The organism is Kitasatospora sp. NPDC058965 (assembly GCF_042741245.1).
Taxonomy (GTDB): Bacteria; Actinomycetota; Actinomycetes; order Streptomycetales; family Streptomycetaceae; genus Kitasatospora.
In genome coordinates, this window is the sequence record NZ_JBHYKG010000020.1 from 1 (window position 1) to 25681 (window position 25681).

The following is a 25681-nucleotide window of genomic DNA, read 5'->3' on the forward strand; positions in this document are numbered from 1 at the left end:
CCGCCGACCGCGACGGCCTGCGGGGCGGCCGCGGCCCGGGCGGCGAAGAGGTCGGGCAGCGTGGCGGCCGGGCGGGCCGCCGCCGTGGCGTTCCAGCGGCGCTCCTGCTCGGCCTCCTCGGGCGCGAACTCCAGCTCGCCCAGCGGGGCGTCGGGCTGTTCGGCCAGCACCAGGGCGAGCCGCTGCCAGTGCCGGGCGATCCGCTCCACGTCCGCACGGTCCAGCCGGCCGGGGTCGTACTGCAGCATGGTCCGCAAGCCCTCCGGACCGTCCACCTGGTGGATCCGCAGCGCGCCGCGGGAGGTCGCGTTGGGCAGCGCCCAGTCCACCTCGACCCGCAGCCCGGGGAAGACCGGGTCCGCCGCCCGGCGCCGGTACCCGAGGGTCACCGGTGCCAGCGCCACGGCCGGGCGCACCCCCGCGACGGCCCGGGAGAGCGGCACCTCGCGGTAGCGGAACACGCCGCGCAGGTCCCGGCGCAGGCCCTGGCCGTCGACCAGCGCGTCCACGAACTCCCGGAAGGACCCGTCGAGGCGCGGCGCCTGCCCGACCGGGAGCTCGTTGACGTGCGCGCCGATCAGCGGCGCCTGCTCGGGGGTGCGGGTACCGAAGTCCACGCCGAGGACCGGGTCCGGGTTGCCGTAGCGGCGCAGCAGCACCAGCCAACTGGCGAGCGTGAAGCGGAAGGTGCTGACCCCCAGGCGCTCGACCGCGGTGCGCAGCCGGGGGTCCGCCGTGAAGGCCACGCACTCGCCCGGCCCGGCGGTGCGCGGGGCGCCGCGCAGGCCGGGAAGTCGCACCTCGGCCGGCTCGCTCCACTGCTGCTTCCAGAACGCGCGGGCGCCGGCCAGTGCCTCGGCGACCCGCTCGTGCTGGTCCTGCGGGTCCTCCGGCCAGGGCAGCGCCGGCAGTTCGACTCCGGCGTAGGCGGCAGCCAGCTCGGTCAGGAAGAGTGAGGTGGACTGGCCGTCGAAGGCCAGGTGGTGGACCACCACCAGCAGGCGGTGCCGGTCGGCGGCGGTGCGGTAGAGGGTGCAGCGCAGCAGCGGGCCGCGCTCCAGGTCGAACGGGCGCAGGATCTCCGCCTGTTCGTGCTTGGCCTGCAGCTCGGGCGTGCCGGTCAGGTCCACGGTGACCGGCTGGGGCGGCAGTTCGGCGGGCACCAGGCGGGGCAGCCCGTCCTGCTCGCGGACCGCGCCGGCCAGCACCGGGTGGCGGTCGACGACGGTGCGCACCGCGGCCAGCAGCGCGGGCTCGTCCAGCGGGCCGTGGAAGGTGACCGCGAAGGGCATCGAGTAGACGGTGCCGAGGCCGCCGAGCCGCTCGGTGAACCAGATGCCGCTCTGCGCGAGGTTGACGTCCATCAGAAGTCCTCGGGGGTGGGGAGGAAGGGGCGGGCGAACGGGTCGGCGACGAGCTGCTCGGGTTCGGGCTCCGGCACGGGCGCCGCGGCCGGGGCCGCCAGCAGTCGGCGCACCTCCGGCTTGACCGGCTTCCCGGTGGCGGTGCGCGGCAGCCGGTCCACCAGCAGCAGCCGCACCGGCCGCTCGGCCCGGGTCAGCCGCTCGGCCAGGAAGTCGCGCAACTCGTCCAGGTCCACCGGCCGGTCGGCCCGCAGCACCGCGGCCGGCACCGCACCCATCACCGGGTGCGGCACCCCGACCGCCGCCGCCTCGGCCACCGCCGGGTGCTCCAGCAGCGCGGCCTCGATCCGCAGCGTGGAGACCTTGAGCGCGCCGGACTTGATCACGTCGCTCTCCCGGTCGACCAGGTAGAGGTAGCCGGCCCGGTCCAGCCGCCCGAGGTCGCCCATCCGCACCCAGCCGTCCCGGAACACGGCCGCGGTGGCCACCGCGTCCCCCGCGTACCGCCGGGGCGGCGCGTCCGAGCGCAGCCACACCTCGCCCACCTCGCCGACCGGCAGCTCGGCCCCGTCCGGGCCGGCGATCCGCAGGTCGCGCGGGTCGGCCGGGCGACCCAGCGCCTCCGGGCGGGACGGGTCGACGATGACGCTCAGCTGGGCCGGCACCGCCTCGGTGGAGGTGTAGTAGTTGACCAGCACCGCCCCCGGGAAGGCGGCCGCCAACTCCCTTGCCAGCGCCGGTGGCAGCGCGGCGGCCGAGGAGCTGACCAACTGCACCGAGCCCAGCTCGCGCCCGCCGAGCGCACCGGAGCGCAGCAGTTCCGCGGCGGTGGCCGGGACCAGGAAGACGGTGCCGATCCGCTCCCGCTCGATCAGGTCGGCGAACGCGCCGGCCTCGAACGGGCCCGCGCAGCAGAGCACGGGGTGCGCAGTGAGCGCCTCGACCAGCATCATCTGGGCCGCGTTGGTGCCGATCGGGAAGGCGTGCAGCATGGCCTGCGAGTGCGCGTAGCGGCGGGTGCGGGGGTGGGTGGTGCGGCCGTGGCAGAGGTTGCCGTGGCTGGCGGCCACGTCCTTGGGCGCACCGGTGGAGCCGGAGGTGCAGACCAGCTGCGCCGGATCGTCCGGACCGACGTCGGGCAGCGGGAGGGCTGACGGCGCGTCGGGCAGCTCGGTGGCGGTCCACCAGGGACCGGCGGGGACGGTGAGCCCCGGCGCGTGCAGCACCCCGACCGCGCCGTTGCGCCGCAGCGCCTCGGCCAGCTGACGCGCCGGCAGTGCGGCGGACAGCGGCAGCGCGACCCCACCGGCCGTCAGCACCCCGGCGAAGTCGACGGCGTGGCGCAGCCAGTCCTCGCCGGGCAGCAGGGCCACCCGCTGACCCGGCTTCAGGCCGGCGGCCACCAGCGACCGGGCCAGTCGACGGGCCTCGGACCACCAGCGGCCGAAGTCGAGCTCGCGCCCGTCCTGGCGCACCGCCGTGCGGTCCGGTTGCGCGGCGGCCCGTGCCGCGAGCAACGCCACCACCGTGGGCGGGGGTTCGGATCGGGGCATGCGGGTCCCTCCGTTCGGCGGGGTCTGGGTGGACTCGGAACGTAACAGGGCCGCAACCTGCGACGGAAGATGTTTCAGAAAGTTTCCGCATGCTCTTGCAGTGATCGGACGGATGCGTAACAGTTCACTGGCACACGCCGGAACCCGCCGGCCGTCAACCACCCGGACTGCCGATGACCGACTCACCATCCGTGGCCCCCAAGGAAGTTGACTTGGACACCGCAACCGAGCGGGCGCTCGCCGGACTCTGGCGCCGCCTGCTGGGCGTGGCCCGGGTCGACCGCCGAGACGACTTCTTCGCCCTGGGCGGCGACTCGTTCCGCGCCAACCAGCTGGCCGCCCAGGTACAGCGCACCTTCGGTGCGCCGGCCACCGCCACCCTCGCCTTCGACCGCCCGGTGCTGGCCGGCCAGGCCGCCTGGATCGACGCGCACACCGACTCCCCGGCCGCTGCCCCGGACACCGCCGGTACCGGCCCCGAACTGCCGCTCACCACCCAGCAGCTGGAGTTCCTGGACTGGATGGCGCAGACCTCGCCGCCGCGCGACCCGGGCGCGATCAGCACCGCGATCCGGCTGCGCGAGCCGCTGGCCCCGGGCCTGCTGCGCCGGGCGCTGGACACGGTCGTCCGGCGGCACGAGCCGCTGCGGCTGCTGCGTGCCCGCACCCCGGACGGCGCGCTGCGGCTCGGCACGGCCGCCGAACTGCCCGCCGAACTGGAGCTGGTGACGGCCCGGGACGAGGCCCACGCCGTCGAGCTGGCCCGGGCCGAGCGCGAACGGGTCGGCGACCTGGTCGCCGACCCGCTGGTGCGGGCGCTGCTGATCCGACTCGACACCTCGGACGCCGTCCTGGTGCTGAGCGTCCACCACTTCGTCTTCGACGGCTGGTCGCTGGGCGTGCTGCTGCGCGAACTGGGCCTGCTGATCTCGGCGTTCGCCGCCGGACGGCCGGACCCGCTGCCACCCCTGGCGCTGGACCACGCCGACTACTGCGCCTGGACCGCCCGGCAGTGGGAGCGCAACCGGGAGTTCTGGCAGCAGACGCTCACCGGAGCGCCGCGCGCCCTGGAACCGTTCCCCGGACGGCGCCCGACCGACCGGTTCGCCCGCCGCCGGCACGCCTTCGAGCTGCCGGCCGAGCTGATGGCCGGCCTGCGGCTGCGCGCCCGCGAGCTGGGCGCCACCCCGTTCATGGCGGTGGCCGCCTGCTGGAGCCGGGTGCTGGTGGACTGGACCGGCCGGACCGACCTGGTGCTGATGTCCCCCGTGCCCGGACGCACCGCCGCCGAGCACGACGCGCTGATCGGCTGCCTGGTGCAGTCGCTGCTGCTGCGGGTGGACGCCGACGGCGCCGACGGCTTCCCGGCGCTGCTCGCCCGGGTCCGCGCCACCGCGCTGGCGGCGGCCACCCACCAGTTCCACGCCTACCACGAGACCGCGCCGCTGGTCCCGTACCCCGCTCGGATCCACTACGAGAACTGGGGCAGCGGCCCGTTCCTGCCCGGCCTGCGCTCCGAGCCCTTCCCGCTGCCGCGCGAGCAGCAGGGCCTGGACTGGCCCACCCCGGGCGGCGGGCTCGACCTCAGCACGCCCGAACTGATCTGCGAGGAACGGCCGGACGGTTCGCTGTCGGCCGCCGTCGTCTACAACCACCACGCCTTCACCCCCGACACCGCCGCCCGCCTCGCCACGGCCTTCCACGCCGAGGTCGTGGCTGCGGCCGGCCCCCAGGAGAGCGCCCGTGCTTGACCTGTCCCCCCATCAGGAGCGGCTCTGGTTCCTGCAACGGCTGGATCCCGCCGACGCCTCGTACAACGTGTTCTGGGTGCAGCGGCTGACCGGCCCGCTGGACCGGGCCGCCCTGGCCCGCGCCCTGGACGAGGTGGTCGGCCGGCACGAGGTGCTGCGCACCCGCTACCTGGAGCAGGACGGCGTACCGCGGGCCTTCGTCGCCGAACCGGGACCGGTGCCGCTGGAGCGGCTGACCGTCGCCGACGGCGACCGGGACCTGCTGCACCGCCTGGTGACCGAGCGGGTCGCCAGGCCCTTCGACCTGGCGGCCGGGGCGCCGCTGCGGGCCGCGCTGCTGGCGGTCGGGCCGGCCGAGCACGTGCTCTGCCTGGTGGTGCACCACATCGCGGTGGACGGCTGGTCGATGCAGCTGCTCAGCGGTGAACTGGCGGCGGCCTACCAGGCGTTCACCGAGGGCAAGCCCAGTCCGCTGCCACCGCCGGCCCTCACGCACCGCGCGTACGTGGCCGAGCAGCGCGGCGCGGCCGGCCGGGCCGCGGCCGGCCAGGCGCTGGCGCACTGGAGCGGCGCACTGGCCGGCGTACCGGACCTGGAGCTGCCCACGGACGCGGCGCGTGCGGCCGTGCGGGAGACCGCCGGGGGCCTGCACCGGGCCGAGCTCTCTGGTGAACTGCTCGCCAGGGTCGACAAGGTGGCCCGCTCCCACCGGGCCACCGCCTTCATGGTGCTGCTCGCGGCCTACCAGGTGCTGCTGGCCCGGCACAGCGGGCAGCGGGACTTCTGCGTCGGCACGCCGGTGGCCGGCCGGAACAAGGTGGAGTACGAGGAGCTGATCGGCTGCCTGGCCAGCACGGTGGCGCTGCGGGCCGATCTGACCGGGGAGCCGAGCTTCCACGAGGTGGTGGACCGGGTCCGGGCCACCTCACTGGCCGGCTTCGCGCACCAGCAGTTGCCGTTCGCCGAGCTGCTGACCGCCCTTGACGTGGCCCGCGACCGGTCCCGGACCCCACTGTTCCAGGCGATGTTCGCGCTCCAGCACACCCAGGCCAGCCCGCTGGCTCCGGAGGGCGGCGCGAGCGAGGTGTTCCACCTCGAGTACGCACAGGCCAAGTGCGACCTGGCGCTGGAGGTCTGGCGCGAGGAAGGGCGGGCCGAACTCCACCTCAGCTACGCGGCCGCGCTGTTCACCCCGCGGACGGCCGAGCGCCTGCTGGAGCGCTACCTGACGCTGCTCCAGGCGCTGCTGGCAGAGCCGGACCGGTCGGTGTTCGAGGCGGAGCTGCTGCCGCGTGACGAGCGGGACGAGCTGCTGCTGCGTGGCGAGGGGGCGCCACTGACCCGTCCCCGGGAGAGCACAGTGGCCCGGTTCCTGTCGGCCGCTGACCGCACCCCGACCGCGGTGGCGGTCAACTGGGCCGGCGGGGAGGTCTCCTACGCCGAGTTGGCGGAGCTGAGCGGGCGCTTCGCCGGGCAGCTGCAGGCGGCCGGGGTGCGGCCCGGCGACGTGGTCGGGGTGTTCGTGGAGCGCTCGACGGAGCTGATCGCGGCACTGCTGGGGGTGTGGCGGGCCGGCGCGAGCTACCTGCCGCTGGACCCGAAGCACGCCGCCGAGCGGACCACCCTGGCGCTGGACGACGCGGGAGCCTGCTGCGTGCTCGTCACGGCCGGTTCGGCGCCCCTGCTGCCGGCCACCGCCACCGCGCGGCGCGTGCTGCTGGACCCGCGGTCCGCACCCGGCACGGACGCGCTGCCCGGACTGGACGATGCCGCCTACGTCATCTACACCTCGGGCTCCACCGGGCGTCCCAAGGGCGTGATGGTGAGCCACCAGGCGCTGGCCGCGTTCCTCGACGCCACCGGCTCGCTGGTCGGCGGGGCCGGCGGGGCCGGGTGCTGGCTCGGGCTGACCTCGGTCTCCTTCGACATCTCCGGCCTGGAGATGTACCTGCCGCTGAGCACCGGCGGTCGGCTGGTGGTCCCCGGGGAGCGCGCGGCCGGGGACGGCACGGCCCTGTGCGACCTCGTCCGGGCCCACGCGGTGACGCACGTCCAGGCCACCCCGACCGGCTGGCAGCTGCTGCTGGCCGGCGGCCTGCCCGAGGTCCCGGTGGCCCTGGTCGGCGGCGAGGCGCTGCCGCTGCCGCTGGCCCGTGACCTGCGCGCGCGGGCGGCGCGGCTGTTCAACATGTACGGCCCGACCGAGACCACCATCTGGTCGAGCTGCTGGGAGGTCCCTGTGGCACCGGCTTCGGTCTCGCTGGGCGGACCGCTGCCCGGGACCAGGCTGCGGGTGCTGGACCCGCAGGGCGGACTGAGCCCCGCGGGGGTGCCCGGCGAGCTGGTGATCGGTGGGGCGGGCGTGGCGCTCGGGTACCTGGGCAACCCGGACCTGACGGCGCAGCGCTTCGTGCCGGACCCGTGGGACCCGTCCCCGGAAGCGCGGATGTACCGGACCGGGGACCTGGTGCGGTACCGGACCGACGGCACGCTGGAGTTCCTCGGGCGCCGTGACCACCAGGTCAAGGTGCGCGGCCACCGGGTGGAACTGGGCGAGGTGGAGGCGGCGCTGCTGGCCGCCCCCGGGGTCCGGCAGGCGGCGGTCGCACTGCACGGGGAGGTGCTGGTCGGGTACGTGACGGGCAGTGCGGACCCGGAGCTGTTGCGGAACCGGCTGGTCGAGGCGCTGCCGGGGTACGCGGTGCCGCAGACGGTGCTGGTGCTGGCCGAGCTGCCCACCACGCCGAACGGCAAGCTGGACCGGGCCGCCCTGCCGGCGCCCGCCCGGGTGGCCGTGCCGACGGCCGCGACCGAGTACTCCGGGGTGGCGGCCGTGCTGCACGAGATCTGGTGCGAGGTGCTGGGGGTGGCCGCGATCGGCCCCGACGAGGACCTCTTCGACCTCGGCGGCCACTCCCTCACCATGGCCCGGATCGCCGCCCGCGCCCTGGACCGGCTCGGCACCGAACTCCCGCTGCACGTCTTCTTCGACGCCCCGACCATCCACGGCCTGGCGGACTACCTGGAGGTGGGCGCATGACCGGGACCGGACCGCAGCCGGCCGACTGGTCGCCGACCAGGCGCGCCCTGCTCTCCCAGCGCCTGCGCGGCCGGGCGGCCCCCGTCCAGGTGGTCCCGGCCCGCCCGGCCGGCACTGTGCCACCGCTGTCCAGCGGGCAGGAGCGGCTCTGGTTCATGGAGCAGTTCGCGCCCGGCGGCTCCGCCTACGCGCTGGCCCCGGCCCGCCGGCTGCACGGCCCGTTGGACCGCGCGGCGCTGGACGCCGCACTGACGGACCTGGTGGCCCGGCACGAGGCGCTGCGGATGGCCTTCGTCACCACCCTGGACGGCACCGCCGAGGTCAGGGTCGCCGAACCCTGGCCGGTCACTGCGGAGTTCACCGATCTGACCGGGGCGGCCGCCCCGGCCACCCGGGCCGCGGAGCTGATCTCCGCCCGGGCGGCCGAACCCTTCGACCTCGCCGCCGGGCCGCTGCTGCGCGTCCTGCTGCTGCGCCTCGGAGCCGAGGAGCACGTGCTGGCACTGGTCCTGCACCACATCGTGGCCGACGGCTGGTCGGTGGACCTCCTGCAGCGCGAGCTGGATGCGCTGTACGCCGGGCACGCGGACGGGGCGCCGGCCCAGCTGCCGCCGCTGCCCGTCCAGTTCGGCGATTACGCGTGCTGGCAGCGGGACCGGCTGGCGGGCGGCGAACTCGCCGCCGACCGGGAGTACTGGCGCACCGCGCTGGCCGACGTGCCCGCCCTCGACCTGCCGTCCGACCGGCCGCGCCCGCCGGTGCTGACCTTCGAGGGCGCCGCGCACGCCTTCCACTGGGACCGTCGGCTCACCGACCGGATCGCCGAGGTGGCCCGGGCGTACGGCGCCTCCACCTACATGACGGTGCTCGCCGGGTACCAGGCGCTGCTGGCCCGGTACGGCGGGCAGCGGGACTTCGCGGTCGGCTCCCCGGTGGCGGGCCGACTGCACCGTGAACTCGAAGGCGTGGTCGGCTCCTTCGTCAACATGCTGCCGATCCGGTCCCGGGTGGAGGAGGGTGTGGGCTTCGGCCGGCTGCTCAGCCGGGTGCGCGAGGCCACGCTGGACGCGTACGCGCACCAGGAGGTCCCGTTCGAGCAGATCGTGGCCGATCTGGACGTGGTGCGCGACGTCAGCCGCTCGGCGGTGTTCCAGACCACCTTCGCCTTCCAGAACTACGGCGAACGCACCCCCGCCACCCCGCCGGGGCGTACCGAGGCCTTCCACTACGCCGCCGCCTCCACCCACTTCGACCTGGCGCTGTACCTGGGCGAGGAAGCGGACGGCCTGCACGGGCTGTTCACCTACCGCACCGACCTGTTCGACCGGGCCACCGTCGTGCGCCTCGCCGAGCGCTTCGAGCTGCTGTTGGACGCGGCACTGGCCGACCCGGACCGACCGGTGGACGACCTGCCCCTGCTCACCGCACGGGAGCAGCAGGAGCTTGCCGAGTGGCAGGACGGTCCCGCCCTGCCCGCCGACGGACCCGCGACGCTGACCGGGGCACTGGCCCGCAGCGCGGCCGCGGCACCGGACCGGGCGGCGCTGGTCTTCGCCGACGAAGAGCTGACCTACCGCCAACTCGACCGGTGGGCCACCGCGCTGGCCCACCGGCTGCGCGGACTCGGAGTCGGACCGGACGACCGGGTGGCGGTCTGCCTGGAGCAGTCCCCGCAGCTGGCCGCCGCCCTGGTGGGCGTGCTGAAGGCGGGCGGCGCCTACCTGCCGCTGGACCCCGAGCAGCCGCCGGCCCGACTCGCCCACCTGGTCGAGGACGCCGGGGTGCGGGTCCTGGTCACCGACACGGCGCTGCGCGGGCGCTTCCCCGACTACGCGGGCCCCGTGCTGCTGCTGGGCACCGTCGACCCGGCGACCGGCGCCACCCCGCTGGCAGAGCTCTCCGGCCCGGACGACCTCGCCTACGTGATCTACACCTCCGGCTCGACCGGCAAGCCGAAGGGCGTCGCGGTCCAGCACCGCCAGATCCTCAACTACCTGGCCGGCGTCCGGGAGCGGCTGCGGATCGAGCCGGGTGCCCGGTACGGCCTGCCGCAGTCGCTCGCCTTCGACTTCAGCCTGACCATGCTCTACCTGGCGCTCACCACCGGCGGCACCGTCCACCTGCTGGAGCGCCGCAGCTCCGGAGCCGAACTGGCCGACCAGGTCGAGGCCCTGGGGCTGGACTACCTGAAGATGACGCCCTCGCACCTGGCCGCGCTCACCGCGGACGCTCCGGTCGAGCGGCTGCTCCCCCGTCGGGCCCTGGTGCTCGGCGGTGAGGCCTCCAGTTGGTCCTGGGCAGCCGAGCTGGCCGCGCGGGGCCGGTGCGCCGTGTTCAACCACTACGGCCCGACCGAGGCGACCGTCGGCGTGACCGTCTTCGAGGTCACCGCCGCCTGCGGCCCCGGCAGCACCCCGATCGGCACGCCGCTGGCGGGCGCCCGCTGCCAGGTGCTGGACCGGCGGCTGCGCCCGGTGCCGCCGGGCGTCACCGGCGAGCTGTACCTGGGCGGTGACCGCCTGGCCCGCGGCTACCTGGGCCGGCCCGACCTGACCGCCGAGCGGTTCCTGGACGCCCCCGACGGCGGCGGGCGCCTGTACCGCACCGGGGACCTGGCCCGCTGGCGGCCATGGGGGTCCCCCCGGTCGGAGGCTGGGGGAGGCACGCTGGAGTACCTGGGCCGGGCCGACGACCAGATCAAGGTCCGCGGCTACCGGGTGGAGCCCGGCGAGATCGAGGCCGCGCTGGCCGAACTGCCGGGCGTCACCCAGGCAGTGGTGGTCAGCCGGGGCGAGGGCCTGCGACAGCAGCTGGTCGGCTACCTGGAGCGGCCGGGCGGCGGCGAGCCGCCCGCGCCGGCCGCGGTCCGGACCCACCTGCTCGAGCTGCTGCCCGACTACATGGTCCCGGCCCGGTTCGTCTGGCTGGACCGGCTGCCGCTGCAGGCGCACGGCAAGGTGGACCGCAAGGCGCTTCCGGAGCCCGCGGAGGCCACGGGCGCAGGGGAGTTCGTGCCGCCGGAGGGCGACGCGGAAACCCGGGTCGCGGCCGTCTTCGCCGAACTCCTGGAGGTGGCCCGGGTCGGCGCACTGGACGACTTCTTCGAGCTCGGCGGCCACTCGCTGCTCGCCACCCAGGTGGTCGCCCGGCTGCGCCGCGCCTACCCCGACCTGCCGACCCCGGTCGGTGTGATGGATCTGTTCCGGTTCCCGACGGTGCGTCGGCTCGCACTGCTGATCAGCGATCCGACGGCCGATCGGGGACCGCAGGGGCTGCTGCACCGGCTCACCCCGCAACGGGTCCGGACCACCGCGAGCGTGGTCTGCGCCCCGTACGGCGGCGGCAGTGCGCTCATCTACAAACCGCTCGCCGACGCACTGCCCGCGGACTGGGCGCTGCACTCGCTCGCGGTGCCCGGCCACGAGCTGGGCGAGGAGTCGATGCCGCCCGAGGAGGTCGCGGCCCGCTGCGCCCAGGAGATCCTCGAGGACGTCGAGGGCGAGGTCGTCCTCTACGGGCACTGCGGGTTGGGCGTCCAGCTGTGCGTGGAGATCGCCCGCCGGGTCGAGGCGGCCGGCCGCGAGGTGGCGGCCGTCTACCTGGGCGGCATCTTCCCGTTCGCCCGCCCGCGCGGGCGCGGGGCGGCGATCGGCGAACGGTGGTCCGAGCTGGCCGAGAAGCTGCGCAGCGACCAGGGCGCGATCAACGCGCTGGCCGCGGCCGGCCTGGACACCGAGGACGTGACGGCCGAGCAGCTGCGCCTGATCGTGCACAACCGCCGGGCCGGCACCAAGGAGGCGGAACGGTACTTCACCGAGCTGTACGAGACCGAGGGCGGACGGCTGAACGCACCGGTGATCGCCGTCTGCGGGCAGCGCGACCCGGCCACCGAGTTCCACCAGGAGCGGTTCCGCGAATGGCACCGGATCACCGACACCGCCGCCCTGGTGGTGCTGGCCGAGGCCGGACACTTCTACCTGCGCCACCGGGCCGAGGAGTTGGCCGCAGTGGTGACCGGGGTGCACACGGCCGTCGCCGAGCGGGCCGAGTCGCGCCACCGGCGGGCCGAGGGGTCCACCTGGTGGCTGGAGGCGGTCTCCCGGGACGCCGCGGCGTCCGAGGCCCGGGGCGACCGGGTCCGGCCCAGCATGGCCCGCTTCCTCGCCGTCGCCTCCGGCCAGCAGGTGTCGATGATCGGCTCGGCGCTGACCGAGTTCGCCCTGCCGATCTGGATCTACCTGAAGACCGGCTCGCTGGCCCACTTCGGCCTGCTCGCCGCTTTCGCCCTGGTACCCGGGATCGTGGCGGCACCGCTGGCCGGCACCGTGGTCGACCGGGGCGACCGGCGCCGGATCATGCTGCTGGGCGACCTGGCCGCCGGGGCCACCCAGGCCGTGACGCTGGTGCTGGCGCTCAGCCACCGCCTCGCGGTCTGGGAGGTCTACCCGCTGATCTCCGTCCTCTCGGTGGCGCTGACCTTCCAACGGTTCGCCTGGGGGTCGGCAGTGCCGCAACTGGTGCCCAAGCGCTACCTGGGCCGGGCCAACGGCGTGGTACAGCTGGCCTTCGGGTTCGCCCAGTTCCTGGTGCCGCTGTTCGCGGTCGGCCTGCTGGCGGCCGTGGGTCTGGGCGGGATCCTCGCCTTCGACGTGGTCAGCTACCTGGTGGCGGTCGGCGTGGTGCTGCTGGTCCGGTTCCCGACCGCGCTGCCGTGGACCCGTCGCGAGTCGGTGTCCGCCGAGATCCGGGCCGGCTTCCGGCTCTCGCTCGGCAGCCCGCAGTTCCGGGCGATGCTGTGCTTCTTCGCGGTGCTGAACATCTTCCTCTCCCCGCTCTTCCTGCTCATCACCCCGCTGGTTCTCTCCTTCGACCGCCTGGCCGGCACCGGCTGGGTGGCGATGGCCGGCGGCGCCGGCGCGGTCTGCGGCGGGCTCACCCTGCTGGTCTGGGGCGGACCGCGCCGACAGCGGCTGCGCGGTGTGCTGCTCTCCACCCTCGGCCTGGCGCTGGCCTGCCTGCTCACCGGCCTGCGGCCCTCGCTCCCCCTGGTCGCCTGCGGGGCGTTCGGCATGGCGTACGGGCTGGCGCTGGTCAACGGCGTCTACGCGACGATCATCCAGACCAAGGTGCCACTGCGCTTCCACGGCCGGGTGATCGCCGTCAACACCATGATCGCCTGGTCCACGCTGCCGGTCGGCTTCGCCGTGGTCGCACCGTTCGGCCCCCGGCTGCTGCAGCCGCTCATGGACCGCGGCGGGGCGCTCGCAGCGACCTTCGGCCGCCTGATCGGCACCGGCGCGGGCCGCGGCATCGGCCTGCTCTACCTGCTGTTCGGCCTGGCCATCGCGCTGCTCGCGCTGGTCGCGCTGCGGGTGCCGCGGCTGGCCCGGTTCGACCGCGAGGTGCCGGACGCGACCTCGGACGAGCTGGTCGGCCTGGAGATCCTGCACAACCGAACCCCCGAACGAGGTGCCGAGTGACCCGCTACCCCCTGACGGTCGAACAGCGCCGCCTCTGGTTCCTCCAGCAGCTCGACCCGGCCGACGCGAGCTACAACATGTACCTCGCCTGGCGCTGGCGCGGGCCGCTCGCCGTCACCGCACTGACCGCCGCACTGAACCGCCTGGTCGACCGGCACGAGGCGCTGCGCACCCGGTTCGAGCTGGTCGACGAGGAACCGGTGCAGGTCGTCGAACCGTCACTGCGGCTCGACCTGGAGTCGGCCGACGTCCCGGTGCCGGCGGGCGCCCCGGCCGAGCAGGTGGACCGGCTCGCGGCGGCGGCCGCCGGGGAACGGGTCAACGCGCCCTTCGACCTGGCCACCGCCCCCCTGCTGCGTGCCTCGGTGCTCCGACTGGGTCCGGACGACCAGCTGGTCTGCCTGACGCTGCATCACATCGTGGCCGACGGCTGGTCCGCGAGCCTGATCTGGCACGAGCTGCTCGCCTGCTACCGGGCCGAGCTGGCCGGGTCCGAGCCCGAACTGCTCGAACTGAAAGGCAGTTTCGGCGACTACGCGGTCGCCGAGCGGGAGCGGCTGGCCGGGCCGGAGGCCGAGCGGGAGTTCGCCCACTGGCGCCAGGCGCTGGCCGGCCTCGCCCCGCTGGAACTGCCGCTGGACCGCGCCCGGCCACCCCGCCCGGCCCACCGGGCGGCGTTCAGCAGGGTCCGGATCGGGCCCGAACTGCTGGCCGCCGTCGAGAAGCTCGCCCGGCAGGAGCGTTGCACCCCGTTCATGGTGCTGCTCGCCGCCTACCAGGTGCTGCTCTCCCGCTGGTCCGGTCGGCGCGACTTCGCCGTGGGCACCCCGCTGGCCGGCCGCACCAAGGTCGAACACGAGTCGCTGATCGGTTACTTCAGCAAGACGGTGGTGGTCCGGGCCGACCTGTCACCGGGCCCGGAGGACGGCGAGCCGGACTTCCGCACCGTACTGCGCCGGGTCCGCTCGGCCGTGCTGGGCGCCTTCGGGCACCAGGACGTGCCGGTCGAGCGGCTGGTCCCCGAACTCGGACTGCCACGCTCGGCGCGCCGACCGCCGCTCTTCCAGACCCTCTTCGTGCTGCAGAGCCAGAACGACCTGGCCACCGGAGCGGCGGCGGACCCGATCAGCGGAGTGGACCTGCAGCCTGCCGCCGACTCCGGCTACGTACAGGCCAAGTTCGACCTGCTGCTGGACCTGTGGCGGCACGGCGAGGGTGGGCTGGTCGGATCGTTCTGCTTCGACGCGGAGCTGTTCGACCGGGCCACCGTCGACGCCACCGCCGAGCGGTACGAGGAACTGCTGCGGCAGGTGGTCGACGATCCGCTGCTGCCGTTGCACGGCTCGCTGCTGCTCCCCGCGGCCGAGCGGGAGCGGCTGCTCACACTCGGCCAGGGGCCTGCGCTGCCCGCCGAACTGCCCACGGCGCTGGAGCGGTTCGCCTCGATGGTGGCTGCTGCGCCGGACGCGGTGGCGCTGGAGTGCGCGGGCCGGACCCTCTCCTACGGCGAACTCGACAGGCGCTCCGCGCTGCTGGCCGAACGGCTCGCCGCACGGCCGGGCCAACTGATCGGGGTCCGGCTGGGACCGTCCTTCGACCTGGTCACCGCCATGCTGGCGGTCTGGAAGGCGGGGGCCGGGTACCAGCCGCTGGACACCGCGTACCCGGCCGAGCGGCTGCGCCTCCTGCTCGCCGACAGCGGGGCGCAGCTGGTGCTGGCCGCGGCCGGCGACGAGCAGGCCACGGAGTTGGGCGTGCCGGTGCTGAGGCTGCCGGAGCAGTGGCCGGCCGGTTCGGCGGACCCGCTGCCTGCCGTCGCCCCGGGCTCCCCCGCCTACCTGCTGCACACCTCCGGCTCCACCGGACGGCCCAAGGGCGTCCTGGTCGACCACGCCGCCCTGGCGGCCCGGGTGGCCTGGATGGCCGGTCCCGACGGGTACGGCCTCGGGCCGGACGACCGGATCGTGCAGTTCGCCTCGATCGGCTTCGACACCCACGCCGAGGAGCTGTGGCCCGCCCTCTCGGTCGGCGCGCGCTGCGTGCTGCTGCCGGACGGTGGCCGGATGCTGCCGGACTTCCTGCGCACCCCGGCGGCCGCCGCCGTCACCGTGCTCGACCTGCCGACCGCGTACTGGAGCGAACTGGTCGGTCTGGGGGCGGAGCTGGACTGGCCGGCCGCGCTGCGGCTGGTGGTCCTGGGCGGCTCGGAACTGTCGGCAGGGTCAGTGGCGGCTTGGCGCGCGATGCACGGCGACGCGGTCCGACTGGTGAACACCTACGGGCCCACCGAGGCCACGGTGATCGTGACCAGCGCGGAGCCGGGCGGGGCCGGCACCGTCGGCCCGCCGCCGCTGGGCCGACCGCTGCCCGGGGTCCGGTGCTACGTGCTGGACCCGGAGCAGCGGCTGGTGCCGCTCGGCTTCGAGGGTGAACTCGTCGTCGGCGGTGCGGGGTTGGCGGTTGGCTACCACGGCCGCCCGGAACTCACCGCGGCGAGCTTCCGCGACGACCCGTTCGCGGGCACGGGCCGGATGTACCGCACCGGCGACCTGGTCCGCTGGCGGACCGACGGACAGCTGGAGTTCCTCGGACGGGCCGACGACCAGGTCAAGCTGCACGGACGCCGGATCGAACCCGGCGAGGTCGAAGCCGCGCTCACCGCCCACCCGGTGCTCTCCCGCGTCGCCGTGGTGGTCCGGGACGGTGCGCGACTGGTGGCCTACCTGGTACCCCGCGCGGGGGCGGCGGTGGACGTGTCCGCCGTGCGGGCCCACCTCGCCGACCGGCTCCCCGCCTACCTGGTCCCGACCGGCTACGCGGTGCTCGACGCCCTGCCTCTCACCCCGAACGGCAAGCTCGACCGCGCCGCCCTTCCCGACCCGGGCCCCGACGCCCCCGCCGCGCGCGCGTACGTCTGCCCCCGGACCGACGCCGAGTCCCTGGTCGCGGGCATCTGGCAGGACGTGCTCGGCGTCCCGCGGGCAGGCGCCCTGGACGACTTCTTCGCCCTGGGCGGCGACTCGCTCCTGGTCACCCGCGTCGCCGCCCGCCTGCGTGCCGCCGCCGGCCTGGAGATCCAGGTCCGCGACGTCTTCGAACAGCCCACCCTGGAGTCCCTGGCCGCCCGGGTCGAGGAACTCCTGATCGCCGAGATCGACGGGCTGAGCGAGCAGGAGGTCGAGCGCCTGCTGGACTGAAGCCCCGGCCGCGACCCGCCGAGCAGGGCCGAACCGTCCCGTTTCCCCAGTTCGAGGACCCGCCTCGGGGGCTCCGCCCCCCCGGCGGGTCCTTGACATGCCGGGGCACCCGCCCTGGGATGGGTTCCGGGCCGCCCCCACCCCCGGGCGGACCGCCCTGGCCGGCGCAGTCCAGGGCCGCAGTCGCTCAGGAGGCGCAGATGGCGTACTACCGGACCGTGGGCACGGTGCCGCCCAAGCGGCACACCCAGCACCGCAACGAGGCCGGCGGCCTCTACTACGAGGAGCTGATGGGCGAGGAGGGCTTCTCCTCCGACTCCTCGCTGCTCTACCACCGCGCCATCCCGTCCGCCCTGGTGGACAGCCGGGTGTGGGCACTGCCGGAGGGCAAGCCGGAGCCCAACCACCCGCTCAAGCCCTTCCACTTCAAGCTGCACGACCTCTTCCCGGGCGAGCAGTGGCGCCAGACCGACGCGGTGCGCGGGCGCCGCACCGTGCTCGCCAACGCCGACGTGCGGATCGGCTACGCCGCCTGCGGCCGGCCCTCGCCGCTCTACCGCAACGCCGTGGGCGACGAGTGCGTCTACGTGGAGTCCGGCGCCGGCACCGTGGAGACCGTCTTCGGCACCCTGACGGTCGGTCAGGGCGACTACGTGATCCTGCCCCGGGCCACCACCCACCGCTGGGTGCCCGGTGGCGACGAGCCGCTGCGGCTGTACGCGATCGAGGCCAACAGCCACATCACCCCGGCCCGCCGCTACCTGTCCCGGTACGGCCAGCTGCTGGAGCACGCGCCGTTCTGCGAGCGCGACCTGCGCGGTCCGCAGGGCCCGCTGCTGGTCGAGGACGACGGCGACGTCGACATCTACGTCAAGCACCGCGGCCACGGCGCCGCGGGCCTGGCGGGCACCGTCCTCGTCACCCCGACCCACCCGTTCGACGTGGTGGGCTGGGACGGCTGCCTCTACCCGTACGCCTTCAACATCGCCGACTACGAGCCGATCACCGGCCGGATCCACCAGCCGCCGCCGGTCCACCAGGTCTTCGAGGGCACCAACTTCGTGATCTGCAACTTCGTGCCGCGCAAGGTGGACTACCACCCGCTGTCGATCCCGGTGCCGTACTACCACTCGAACGTGGACAGCGACGAGGTGATGTTCTACTGCGGCGGCAACTACGAGGCGCGCAAGGGCTCCGGGATCGGCCAGGGCTCGGTCTCGCTGCACCCGGGCGGGCACACCCACGGCCCGCAGCCGGGCGCCTACGAGCGCTCGATCGGGGCCGAGTTCTTCGACGAGCTCGCGGTGATGGTGGACACCTTCCGCCCGCTGGAGGTCGCCGAGGGCGGCCGGGCGAGCGACGACGGCAAGTACGCGTGGAGCTGGAGCGGGCGCGGCCCGCAGGACGGTGGGGCGAAGTGACGGTGCAGACCTGGGTCCCGGTGCCCGACGGCTCGGACTTCCCGGTGCAGAACCTGCCCTACGGGGTCTTCTCGCCGCCGGGGCGCGAGCCGCGGGTGGGCGTGGCGATCGGCGAGCAGGTGCTGGACCTCTCGGCGGTCTGGGCCGGCACGCCGCTCGGCGCCGACCTGGCCACCGGCTCGCTCAACCGGTTCATGCGCCGCGGACCGCGCGAGTGGGCCTACGTGCGCGAGCGGGTCACCGGGCTGCTCACCGGCGAGGAGGAACGCCGCCTGGTCGAGGCCAACCTGTACCGCCAGGACCGGGTGACCCTGCACCTGCCGGTGGAGGTCGCCGACTACGTCGACTTCTACGCCTCCGAGGAGCACGCCACCAACCTGGGCCGGATCTTCCGCCCGGACGGCGCGGCGCTGCTGCCCAACTGGAAGCACCTGCCGGTCGGCTACCACGGCCGGTCCGGCACCGTCGTGGTCTCCGGCACCGGGATCCGCCGCCCGAGCGGCCAGCGCAAGGGCCCGCAGGACCCGGTGCCGGTCTTCGGCCCGTCGGCCCGCCTGGACATCGAGGCCGAGCTGGGCTTCGTGGTCGGCGCCGGCTCGGCGCTCGGCGAGCCGGTCGCGGTGGACGACTTCGCCCAGCACGTCTTCGGCGTGGTGCTGCTGAACGACTGGAGCGCCCGGGACGTGCAGGCCTGGGAGTACGTGCCGCTCGGCCCGTTCCTCGGCAAGTCCTTCGCCACCTCGATCTCGCCCTGGGTGGTGCCGCTGGCGGCCCTGGCCGCGGCCCGCACGGCCACCCCGGTGCAGGACCCGCAGCCGCTGCCCTACCTGGTGGAGAAGGAGCCCTGGGGTCTGGACGTGTCGCTGGCGGTGGAGCTCAACGGCGAGCTGGTCTCCCGCCCGCCGTACGCCGGGATGTACTGGTCGCCGGCCCAGATGCTGGCGCATACCACGGCCAACGGCGCCTCGCTGCGCACCGGCGACCTGTACGGCTCGGGGACCGTCTCGGGGGCCGGGGTCGACCAGCGCGGCTCGCTGATCGAGCTGACCTGGAACGGCCGGGATCCGATCGTGCTGGCCGACGGCACCGACCGGACCTTCCTGCAGGACGGCGACACGGTGCGGATCACCGCCTCGGCGCCGGGCCCGGACGGGGTGCGGATCGGCTTCGGCGAGGTCAGCGGCACCGTCCGCGGCTGAGCCCGGCCCGACGACGCGTCGGCCCGCCCCGCGGACTGCGGGGCGGGCCGGCGTGCGGTCGGTGGCGGTGCGTCAGCCGACGGTGAGCGCGGTGTCGTCGATGACGAACGAGGTCTGCTTCTGGTAGTCCTCGGTGCCGGTGAAGGTCAGCGTGACCGACTTGCCGGCGTAGGCCGACAGGTCGACGGTCTTCTGGGCGTAGCCGGTGTTGTGGTTGAGGTTGGACCAGCTGCCGACGGTGGTGCCGTTGGCGGTGAGGACCAGCTTGTCGTAGGCGGTGGTGGTGCTGGTCTCGGCGGTGTCGACGTGCAGCCAGAAGGTCAGCTTGTAGCTGCTGCAGCCGGCCGGCACCGAGACGGTCTGGGAGAGCGTGTCGGTGGTGGCCGAGCCGTAGCCGTCCAGCCAGGCGTCCCAGCTGCCGCCGTGGGCCGGCTCGCCGGTCGAGTTGCTGACCACGCCGGACGAGGCGGTCCACGGCGAGGCGGTGCCGGTCTCGAAGCCGGGGTTGCCCAGCAGCTGGGCCGCGGTGCAGCCGGTGCCGCCGCCCGCCGGGTTCACCGTCCAGGTGAAGCTCGCCGAGCCGGCCGGGCCGGTCGAGTCGGTCGCGGTCACCGTGACCGAGGAGGTGCCGGCCGCGGTCGGGGTGCCGGAGACCGCGCCGGTCGAGCCGTTGATCGACAGGCCGGCCGGCAGGCCGGTCGCGCTGTAGCTCAGCGTGCCGCCGGCCGAGTCGGTGGCGTGCAGCTGCAGCGAGGCGGCGGTGCCCACGGTGCCGGTCTGGCTGCCCGGGTTGGTCACCGCGACCGAGCCGGTGCTGCCGGTGCCGCCACCGCCGACCAGCCACTCGGTGGCGTTGAGGGCGAGCGCGGCGTCGGTGCCGGCCGGGTCGTCCCAGCCGTTGTACACGGTCTTGCCGGACTCGCCGGTGCCGTCGTCGATGGTCGAGCTGTCGCCCCAGATCGCCACCCGGCCCTTGCCGAAGCTGCTGGTCACGAAGAACGCGCCGGTGTTCCCGCTGTAGCCGGTGCGGTAGACGATGCCCTTGACCGCCGGGTTGTCGGCCGGCTTCAGGGTGAAGGTGGTGCCGTTGCGCAGGATCGAGCCGGTCACCGTGCCGTAGGGCCCGTTGAGCACCGGGTCGGTGCTGTCGCTGATCGCCCGCGGGTTGTCGGTGGTGATGTTGAGCAGGTCGACCGAGAAGCCGAACGGGTCGCTGCTGTCGACCGAGTTGGTGGTCAGCAGGTCGTTGATGATGGCCGGCGAGTCCCAGCCGTCGTTGTTGCGGTCGCTGCCGGTGTGGTCCGAGATGAGGAAGAGGCCGCCGCCGTTCTGCACGAACTGCATGAGGGCGGTCTTCTCGGAGTCGGTGAGCCGGATGTTCGGCTCGGGGAGCACGAACTCGTCGAAGTTGGCGAGGTCCAGCGCACCGCCGGTGCCGTAGCTGATCGCGTTGCCGGCGGGCAGCGTCTTGAGGCTGTAGTTGCCGGTCTTCTGCAGCGCGACGCCCCAGGCCGAGATGGCCCCGGTCCAGTCGGCCTCGGACTGCGGGGCGGCGTTCTGGGCCAGCGGGTCGGGCTCGCTGGTGCTGATGATCCAGTCGGCGTTGCCGGCCGTCTCCGCGTGGGCCGCGTCGAAGAGCACCCGGTGCTTGGCCGCGGTGGCGGCCGGGGCGGCGCTCCCGTTCGCGGCGGTGGGGGCGGCGCCGGCCTGGCCGGCGCTCAGCGCGCCCAGCGCGACCAGGGCGGCCGCGCCGGCCAGCACCGGCCGCAGCCGGCCGGTCCTGCGAGTGGTGATCATCCGTCAGTCTCCTCGTGCTGTGGGGATCGGAGGACCTTGCTACGCGCGTAGCCGCGGGACAGCTACGCGCGTAGGTTCGATGCCGAGAGCAGCATGGGGGGCGCCGGCATCGGATGACCCCAGCATCGGGCAACGAGAGCTTGAACGGAACACGTCGAACTGATCCCGTATCAGCCAATCGAGTGAAGTACGGATAATTCGGACGATCATCGCACTGTCGGATCATCAGACCTGGCCTAGCGTTGGCGACAATCCGTCAATCCCTTGTCCCCACCTGGGAGTCCCCATGATCCGCCGGCACCTGACGCTGGCCACCGCCCTCGCGGCCGTACTCGCCGGCGCCGCCCCGGCCGTGGCCGCGCCCGCCCCCGTGCACGCCCCGCTGATCCGCACCTCGCCGCACCCGGACGAGACCGGCCTGACCCACGGCACCAGCAGCAACTGGTCCGGCTACGCCGCCACCGGCCACCAGTTCACCAGCGTGTCGGCCAGCTGGATCCAGCCCACCGCGCACTGCACCGCCCAGGACACCTGGTCCAGCTTCTGGGTCGGCCTGGACGGCGACGGCAGCAACTCGGTGGAGCAGACCGGCAGCGAGGTGGACTGCTCCAGCGGTCGGCCGCAGTACTACTCCTGGTACGAGATGTACCCGGCCTACCCGGTGAACTACAACGACCCGGTGGACGCCGGGGACCACTTCACCGCCTCGGTGACCGCCGGCACCAGGGGCTCGTTCACCCTGGTGCTCAGCGACACCACGAAGGGCTGGAGCCACACGGTGCACCGCACCCTGCGCAACGCCCGGTTGGCCTCGGCCGAGGTGGTGGCCGAGGCCCCCTCCACGCTCGCCGGCCCGCTGCCGCTGACCGACTTCGGCACCGTCGGGTTCACCGCGGCCACCGCCGACGGCCACCCGCTGGGCAGCTTCGCCCCCGAGCAGATCACCATGGCCAGGGGAGGCACCACCCTGGTCACGGTCTCCCCGCTGACCGGCGGCACCGACTTCACGGCCGCTTGGCAGCACAGCTGAGGCCGAGCCGCCGTCAGCGGGACCCGGCGCCGGTCCTCAGACCAGCGCCGGGGTCATCAGGTGGTCGACCAGGGCCAGCAGCACGTCCCGGCCGAAGCTGCGGGTGCGCACGTCCCCGATCAGCAGCGGGACCTGCTGGTCCAGGTCGAGCGCCGCGCGGATCTCCGCGGCCGAACGGGTGTTGACGCCCTCGAAGCAGTTGATCGCGACCACGAACGGCACCCCCCGGCTCTCGAAGAAGTCGATCGAGGCGAAGCTGGTGTCCAGCCGCCGGGTGTCCGCGATCACCACGCCGCCCAGCACACCGTTCACCAGGTCGTTCCACATGAACCAGAACCGCTCCTGGCCCGGGGTGCCGAACAGGTACACCACCAGCTCGTTGCTGATGGTGATCCGGCCGAAGTCCAGGGCCACCGTGGTGGTGTCCTTGGCGTCCACCCCGTCCAGCGAGTCCACCCCGACGCTGGCCCGGGTCAGGTACTCCTCGGTGCGCAGCGGGGCGACCTCGCTGACCGAGCCGACCAGGGTGGTCTTGCCCACCCCGAAGCCGCCGGCGATCAGGATCTTGACGGCCGCCGGCGCGGTCTGATCGTTCGTCATCACAGTCTCCGCAGTCCGTCCCGTACAGCGGCCAGCAGGGCGAGGTCGGGGCCGCCGCTGACCCTGGCCACCGCCAGCGGGGCTCGGGCCAGCAGCAGGCCCTGGGCGATCAGGTCGCCCAACAGGATCTTGGTGACCGAGACCGGCAGGTCCAGGTCGGCCGAGAGCTCGGCCACCGCGGCCGGGCGCCGGCAGCGCTGCAGGATCAGCCGGTGCTCGGGCTGGAGCCGCCGACCGGCGGCCTCCAGCCCCTCCTGCGAGGTGGTCAGCACCGTGATCAGGGTGAGGTCGTCACGCTCCGGCGCGGTGCGGCCGCGGGTGATGGTGTACGGGCGGACCATGCTCTCCGCGCCGTCGTCCTCCTCCGCCGCCCGTTCGCTCCAGTGGCCGCTCACCCGACCGCGCTCCGGATCTCGGTCCCCAGCTTCTGGCCGACCTGCTGGACCAGCGTGTGCATGGCCAGCGACATCATCTCGGCGTCCACCTCCTGGGAGGCGATCACCGCCAGGTGGGTGCCCTGGCCGGCCGCGGTGACGAACAGCCACAGCTCGGCCAGCTCGACGATCACCTGGTGCACCGCGCCGCCGTGGAACAGCGTGCCGACCCCGCGGGCCAGGCTCTGCTGGCCGGTGGCCACCGCGGCCAGCCGCTCGGCGTCGGCCCGGTCGATGTTGCGCGAGTGGCTGACCACCAGACCGTCGTCGGAGAGCAGGACCGCGTGTCTGGTTCCGGCCACCGACCCGACAAGTCCGTCCAGCAGCCAGTCCAGGTCCTGGTGGGTGGCGGTGGTGCGCGTCATGACTGGTCCTCGGTCGTCGGGATGGGGGGGTGCAGCTCGGCGGTCTCGTCGCCGAAGTCGCCGAATCGGGCCGCTCGGGAGCGGCGCTGGAAGGCACCGATGGTGGCGCCGGAGCGGTACCGGGCCGGGGCGTCGCCGCTGGGTGCGGGCGCCGCCTCGGGCTCCGGGGTGCGCAGCTCGGCGGCCAGGCTGGCCTGGCGCACCCGCTGCGGCAGCGGGGGTTCGAGGTCGGCGGTGCCGTGCTCCAGCGGCTCGCCGTAGCGGGCCCAGGACGGACGGGCGGCACCGGGCTGGACCGGTACGGCACCGGGCTGGGCCGGTATGACGGGCGGCTGCTGCTGGGGCACCGGGACCTCCATCAGGGGCGCGGGCAGGTCGGCCAGCGCGCGGCCCCGGGTCCGGGCCGGCAGCGGGTCGCCGTCGCCGGTCAGCACCGCGGCCACCGGCTCGGCGGGCAGCGGGGCGTTGGTGACCAGCTCGCCCGGGATCAGCACCACCGCGCGGGTGCCGCCGAACGAGGACGGGCGGAACTCCACCTTCAGGTCCAGCGCGGTCGCCAGCCGGGCGACCACGTAGAGGCCGAGCCGGATGTCGTCGGCCTGGGCCAACACGTCCAGTCGGGGCGGGCGGCGCATCAGGTCGTTGGCCGCGTCGTACTGGCCGGACTCCATGCCCAGCCCGCGGTCCTCGATCTCCACCGCCAGGCCGCGCCCGACCATGGCCGCGCGCACCTCCACCGGGGTGGGCGGCTTGGAGAACGCGGCCGCGTTCTCCATCAGCTCGGCGAGCACGTGCACCACCGGGCCGACCGCGCGCTCGTTCAGCCACGGGGTGCCCTCGACGTCCAGCAGGATCCGCCGGTAGTCCTGCACCTCGCCCTGGGCGGCGCGCAGCACGTCCAGCAGCGGCACCGGGCGGCGCCAGCGGCGCTGCGGCTGGCCGCCGGCCAGGATGACCAGGTTCTCCTCGTAGCGCCGCAGGCGGGCGGTGAGGTGGTCCAGGTCGAACAGGCCCTCCAGCACCTCCGGGTCCTCGTGCTTGCGCTCCATCTCGTCCAGCGTCTTCAGCTGCAGGCCGATCAGCAGCTGGGTGCGGCGGGCGATGCGCTGCAGCAGCTTCTCGAAGCCGCGGTGCTGCTCGGCCTGGCGCACGGCGGCGCCGATGGCGCTGGACCGGGCCAGGGTGAGCGCCTGGGCGAGCCGGGTCAGCTCGTCGCCGTCCGGGCGGGCCGAGTCACTGCTGATCTCGTCCGCCTCGACGGCCACCTGCTCGCCACCGGCGAGCCGGTCCACCACCTCGGGCAGGGTCCGCTCCAGCTCGCCGGCCCGGTGGTGCAGCTCCATGATCCGGCGCCGCAGCGAGCGGGTCAGCCGCCAGCTGGTGAGGACGACCACGACCACCGCGAGCAGGCCCACGGCGCTGGTCACCAGCAGCTTGACCAGCAGCGACTGGGTCGCTGCACGCTGGGTTGACAGCACCCGCTCGGTGCGGGTCTGCACCAGGGAGTTCAACTGCTGCAGCACCGAGTCGATCGCCGGTCGCCACTTCTCCTGTACCGCCGGCAGCGGGATCTGGCCCGAGGCGTCGGGCGCGGAGGGGCGCAGCAGTGCACCCTCCACCTGGGACTTGGTCTGCCAGGCCTGGCTGCTCGTCAGGCGCTGCGCCGCTGACCCCTCGTCGGCGGGCAGGTAGGGCTGCATCTGCTCGACGTAGAGGTAGCCCTGGACACTGATCTCACCCTGCAGGCGTGGCAGTTCGGCCGCCGGCAGCTTGCCGGTGGGCCAGCCGCGGGTCAGCAGTGCGTCCTCGCGGGAGACCATCTCGGTGGCCCAGAACTCCGCCACCAGGGTCCGGGAGAGGTAGCCGACCTCGCCGTTGTCCACGTGGCTGAGCGCGGCGAACAGGTTGAGGTCGACCTCGATCAGCCCGGAGTAGTAGGTGAACGCGGTCTCCTGGTCGACCTGGTTCTGGTCGACCGCGGCACGCCGCTGCGACAGCTCGGTCAACGCCTGCCGGGCCTTGCCCAGGGCCGACATGACGTCGGTGGGCGCCTCGCCGACGGAGATGGCGGAGGCCTGCAGGAAGTTGTGCACCGCGTCGTCGGTGAGCTTGCGCTGGTGCGCGAGGGCCTCGGTGACGGTGCCCGGGCGAGCCAGTTGCTCGGCAGTGAGCCGACGCTCCTCCTGGAGGTTGTAGTACACAGTGTTCGATGGCTGACCGGCCTTTTCGAACAGCAGGCCTTGTGCCGCCTGCCGTTGGTAGTCCGTCAGCGTCTGCGTGGTGGTGATGCCCCAGAGCGCGGCCAGGGCCACGCTGGGGACGATCGCCAGGACCAACAGTGCGGTCCGCAGGGTCAGGCGCGGGCGGCGCGCCTTGGTGGTGCTCAGCCTGGAGGCTCTACGCGTGCGCAGGGCATTCTCCTCGTGAGGGACGACGGCCGGGGCCGACAC

The 25681-nt window shown here is 74.2% G+C and carries 14 protein-coding genes; 7 read left to right on the forward strand and 7 right to left on the reverse strand.

All coding sequences use genetic code 11. The features are described from left to right. A partial coding sequence (locus ACFW1A_RS05855) for a condensation domain-containing protein (protein WP_380404777.1) occupies positions 1-1364 on the reverse strand: 1364 nt, incomplete at its 3' end. Then, positions 1364-2917 (reverse strand): class I adenylate-forming enzyme family protein, encoded by a 1554-nt coding sequence (locus ACFW1A_RS05860; RefSeq protein WP_380404780.1) that lies wholly within the window; start codon positions 2915-2917, stop codon positions 1364-1366. The genes ACFW1A_RS05860 and ACFW1A_RS05855, both read right to left, overlap by 1 nt. Positions 2918-3129: 212 nt before the next feature. Between ACFW1A_RS05860 and ACFW1A_RS05865 the strand changes: the two genes are divergently transcribed. The 6 genes from ACFW1A_RS05865 to fahA all read left to right on the forward strand — a co-directional run bounded on the left by ACFW1A_RS05865 (position 3130) and on the right by fahA (position 19005). Beyond that, positions 3130-4668: a condensation domain-containing protein gene (locus ACFW1A_RS05865; RefSeq protein WP_380404783.1), complete on the forward strand. Its 1539-nt coding sequence runs from the start codon at positions 3130-3132 to the stop codon at positions 4666-4668. Next, complete coding sequence (locus tag ACFW1A_RS05870) at positions 4661-7708, forward strand: amino acid adenylation domain-containing protein (RefSeq protein ID WP_380404786.1); 3048 nt, start codon at positions 4661-4663, stop codon at positions 7706-7708. Before ACFW1A_RS05865 ends, ACFW1A_RS05870 begins: the two co-directional genes overlap by 8 nt. Next, entirely contained in the window at positions 7705-13188 is a 5484-nt protein-coding gene (locus tag ACFW1A_RS05875) for an amino acid adenylation domain-containing protein (RefSeq protein WP_380404789.1), read from the forward strand. The genes ACFW1A_RS05870 and ACFW1A_RS05875 overlap by 4 nt, the downstream gene beginning before the upstream one ends. Beyond that, the gene (locus tag ACFW1A_RS05880; protein WP_380404792.1) at positions 13185-16385 is read left to right on the forward strand and encodes an amino acid adenylation domain-containing protein; all 3201 of its coding nucleotides are present in this window, start codon (positions 13185-13187) and stop codon (positions 16383-16385) included. The genes ACFW1A_RS05875 and ACFW1A_RS05880 overlap by 4 nt, the downstream gene beginning before the upstream one ends. A 200-nt stretch (positions 16386-16585) precedes the next feature. Then, entirely contained in the window at positions 16586-17806 is a 1221-nt protein-coding gene (locus ACFW1A_RS05885) for a homogentisate 1,2-dioxygenase (protein ID WP_380404795.1), read from the forward strand. After that, positions 17803-19005, forward strand: a complete 1203-nt coding sequence (gene fahA, locus ACFW1A_RS05890; RefSeq protein WP_380404797.1) for a fumarylacetoacetase — start codon at positions 17803-17805, stop codon at positions 19003-19005. The genes ACFW1A_RS05885 and fahA overlap by 4 nt, the downstream gene beginning before the upstream one ends. A 72-nt stretch (positions 19006-19077) precedes the next feature. Here the strand turns inward: fahA and ACFW1A_RS05895 are convergent, their stop codons facing one another. Beyond that, positions 19078-20802, reverse strand: coding sequence for a putative Ig domain-containing protein (locus ACFW1A_RS05895; protein WP_380404800.1), 1725 nt, complete (start codon positions 20800-20802; stop codon positions 19078-19080). Between the two features lie 286 nt (positions 20803-21088). On the opposite strand from ACFW1A_RS05895, the gene ACFW1A_RS05900 reads away from it, so the two are divergent. Beyond that, a complete protein-coding gene (locus ACFW1A_RS05900; protein ID WP_380404803.1) occupies positions 21089-21832 on the forward strand; it encodes a G1 family glutamic endopeptidase in 744 nt (247 codons plus the stop codon). A 36-nt stretch (positions 21833-21868) separates the two neighbouring features. Here the strand turns inward: ACFW1A_RS05900 and ACFW1A_RS05905 are convergent, their stop codons facing one another. The 4 genes from ACFW1A_RS05905 to ACFW1A_RS05920 are packed head-to-tail and all read right to left on the reverse strand — an operon-like array spanning position 21869 to position 25681. Then, a complete protein-coding gene (locus tag ACFW1A_RS05905; RefSeq protein ID WP_380404806.1) occupies positions 21869-22432 on the reverse strand; it encodes an ATP/GTP-binding protein in 564 nt (187 codons plus the stop codon). After that, positions 22432-22827 carry a DUF742 domain-containing protein gene (locus ACFW1A_RS05910; protein WP_380404809.1) on the reverse strand — a complete coding sequence of 132 codons (396 nt, stop codon included), beginning with the start codon at positions 22825-22827 and terminating at the stop codon, positions 22432-22434. The genes ACFW1A_RS05905 and ACFW1A_RS05910 overlap by 1 nt, the downstream gene beginning before the upstream one ends. Continuing rightward, the gene (locus ACFW1A_RS05915; protein WP_380404811.1) at positions 22824-23231 is read right to left on the reverse strand and encodes a roadblock/LC7 domain-containing protein; all 408 of its coding nucleotides are present in this window, start codon (positions 23229-23231) and stop codon (positions 22824-22826) included. The genes ACFW1A_RS05910 and ACFW1A_RS05915 overlap by 4 nt, the downstream gene beginning before the upstream one ends. Beyond that, positions 23228-25681 carry a nitrate- and nitrite sensing domain-containing protein gene (locus ACFW1A_RS05920; RefSeq protein WP_380404814.1) on the reverse strand — a complete coding sequence of 818 codons (2454 nt, stop codon included), beginning with the start codon at positions 25679-25681 and terminating at the stop codon, positions 23228-23230. The genes ACFW1A_RS05915 and ACFW1A_RS05920 overlap by 4 nt, the downstream gene beginning before the upstream one ends.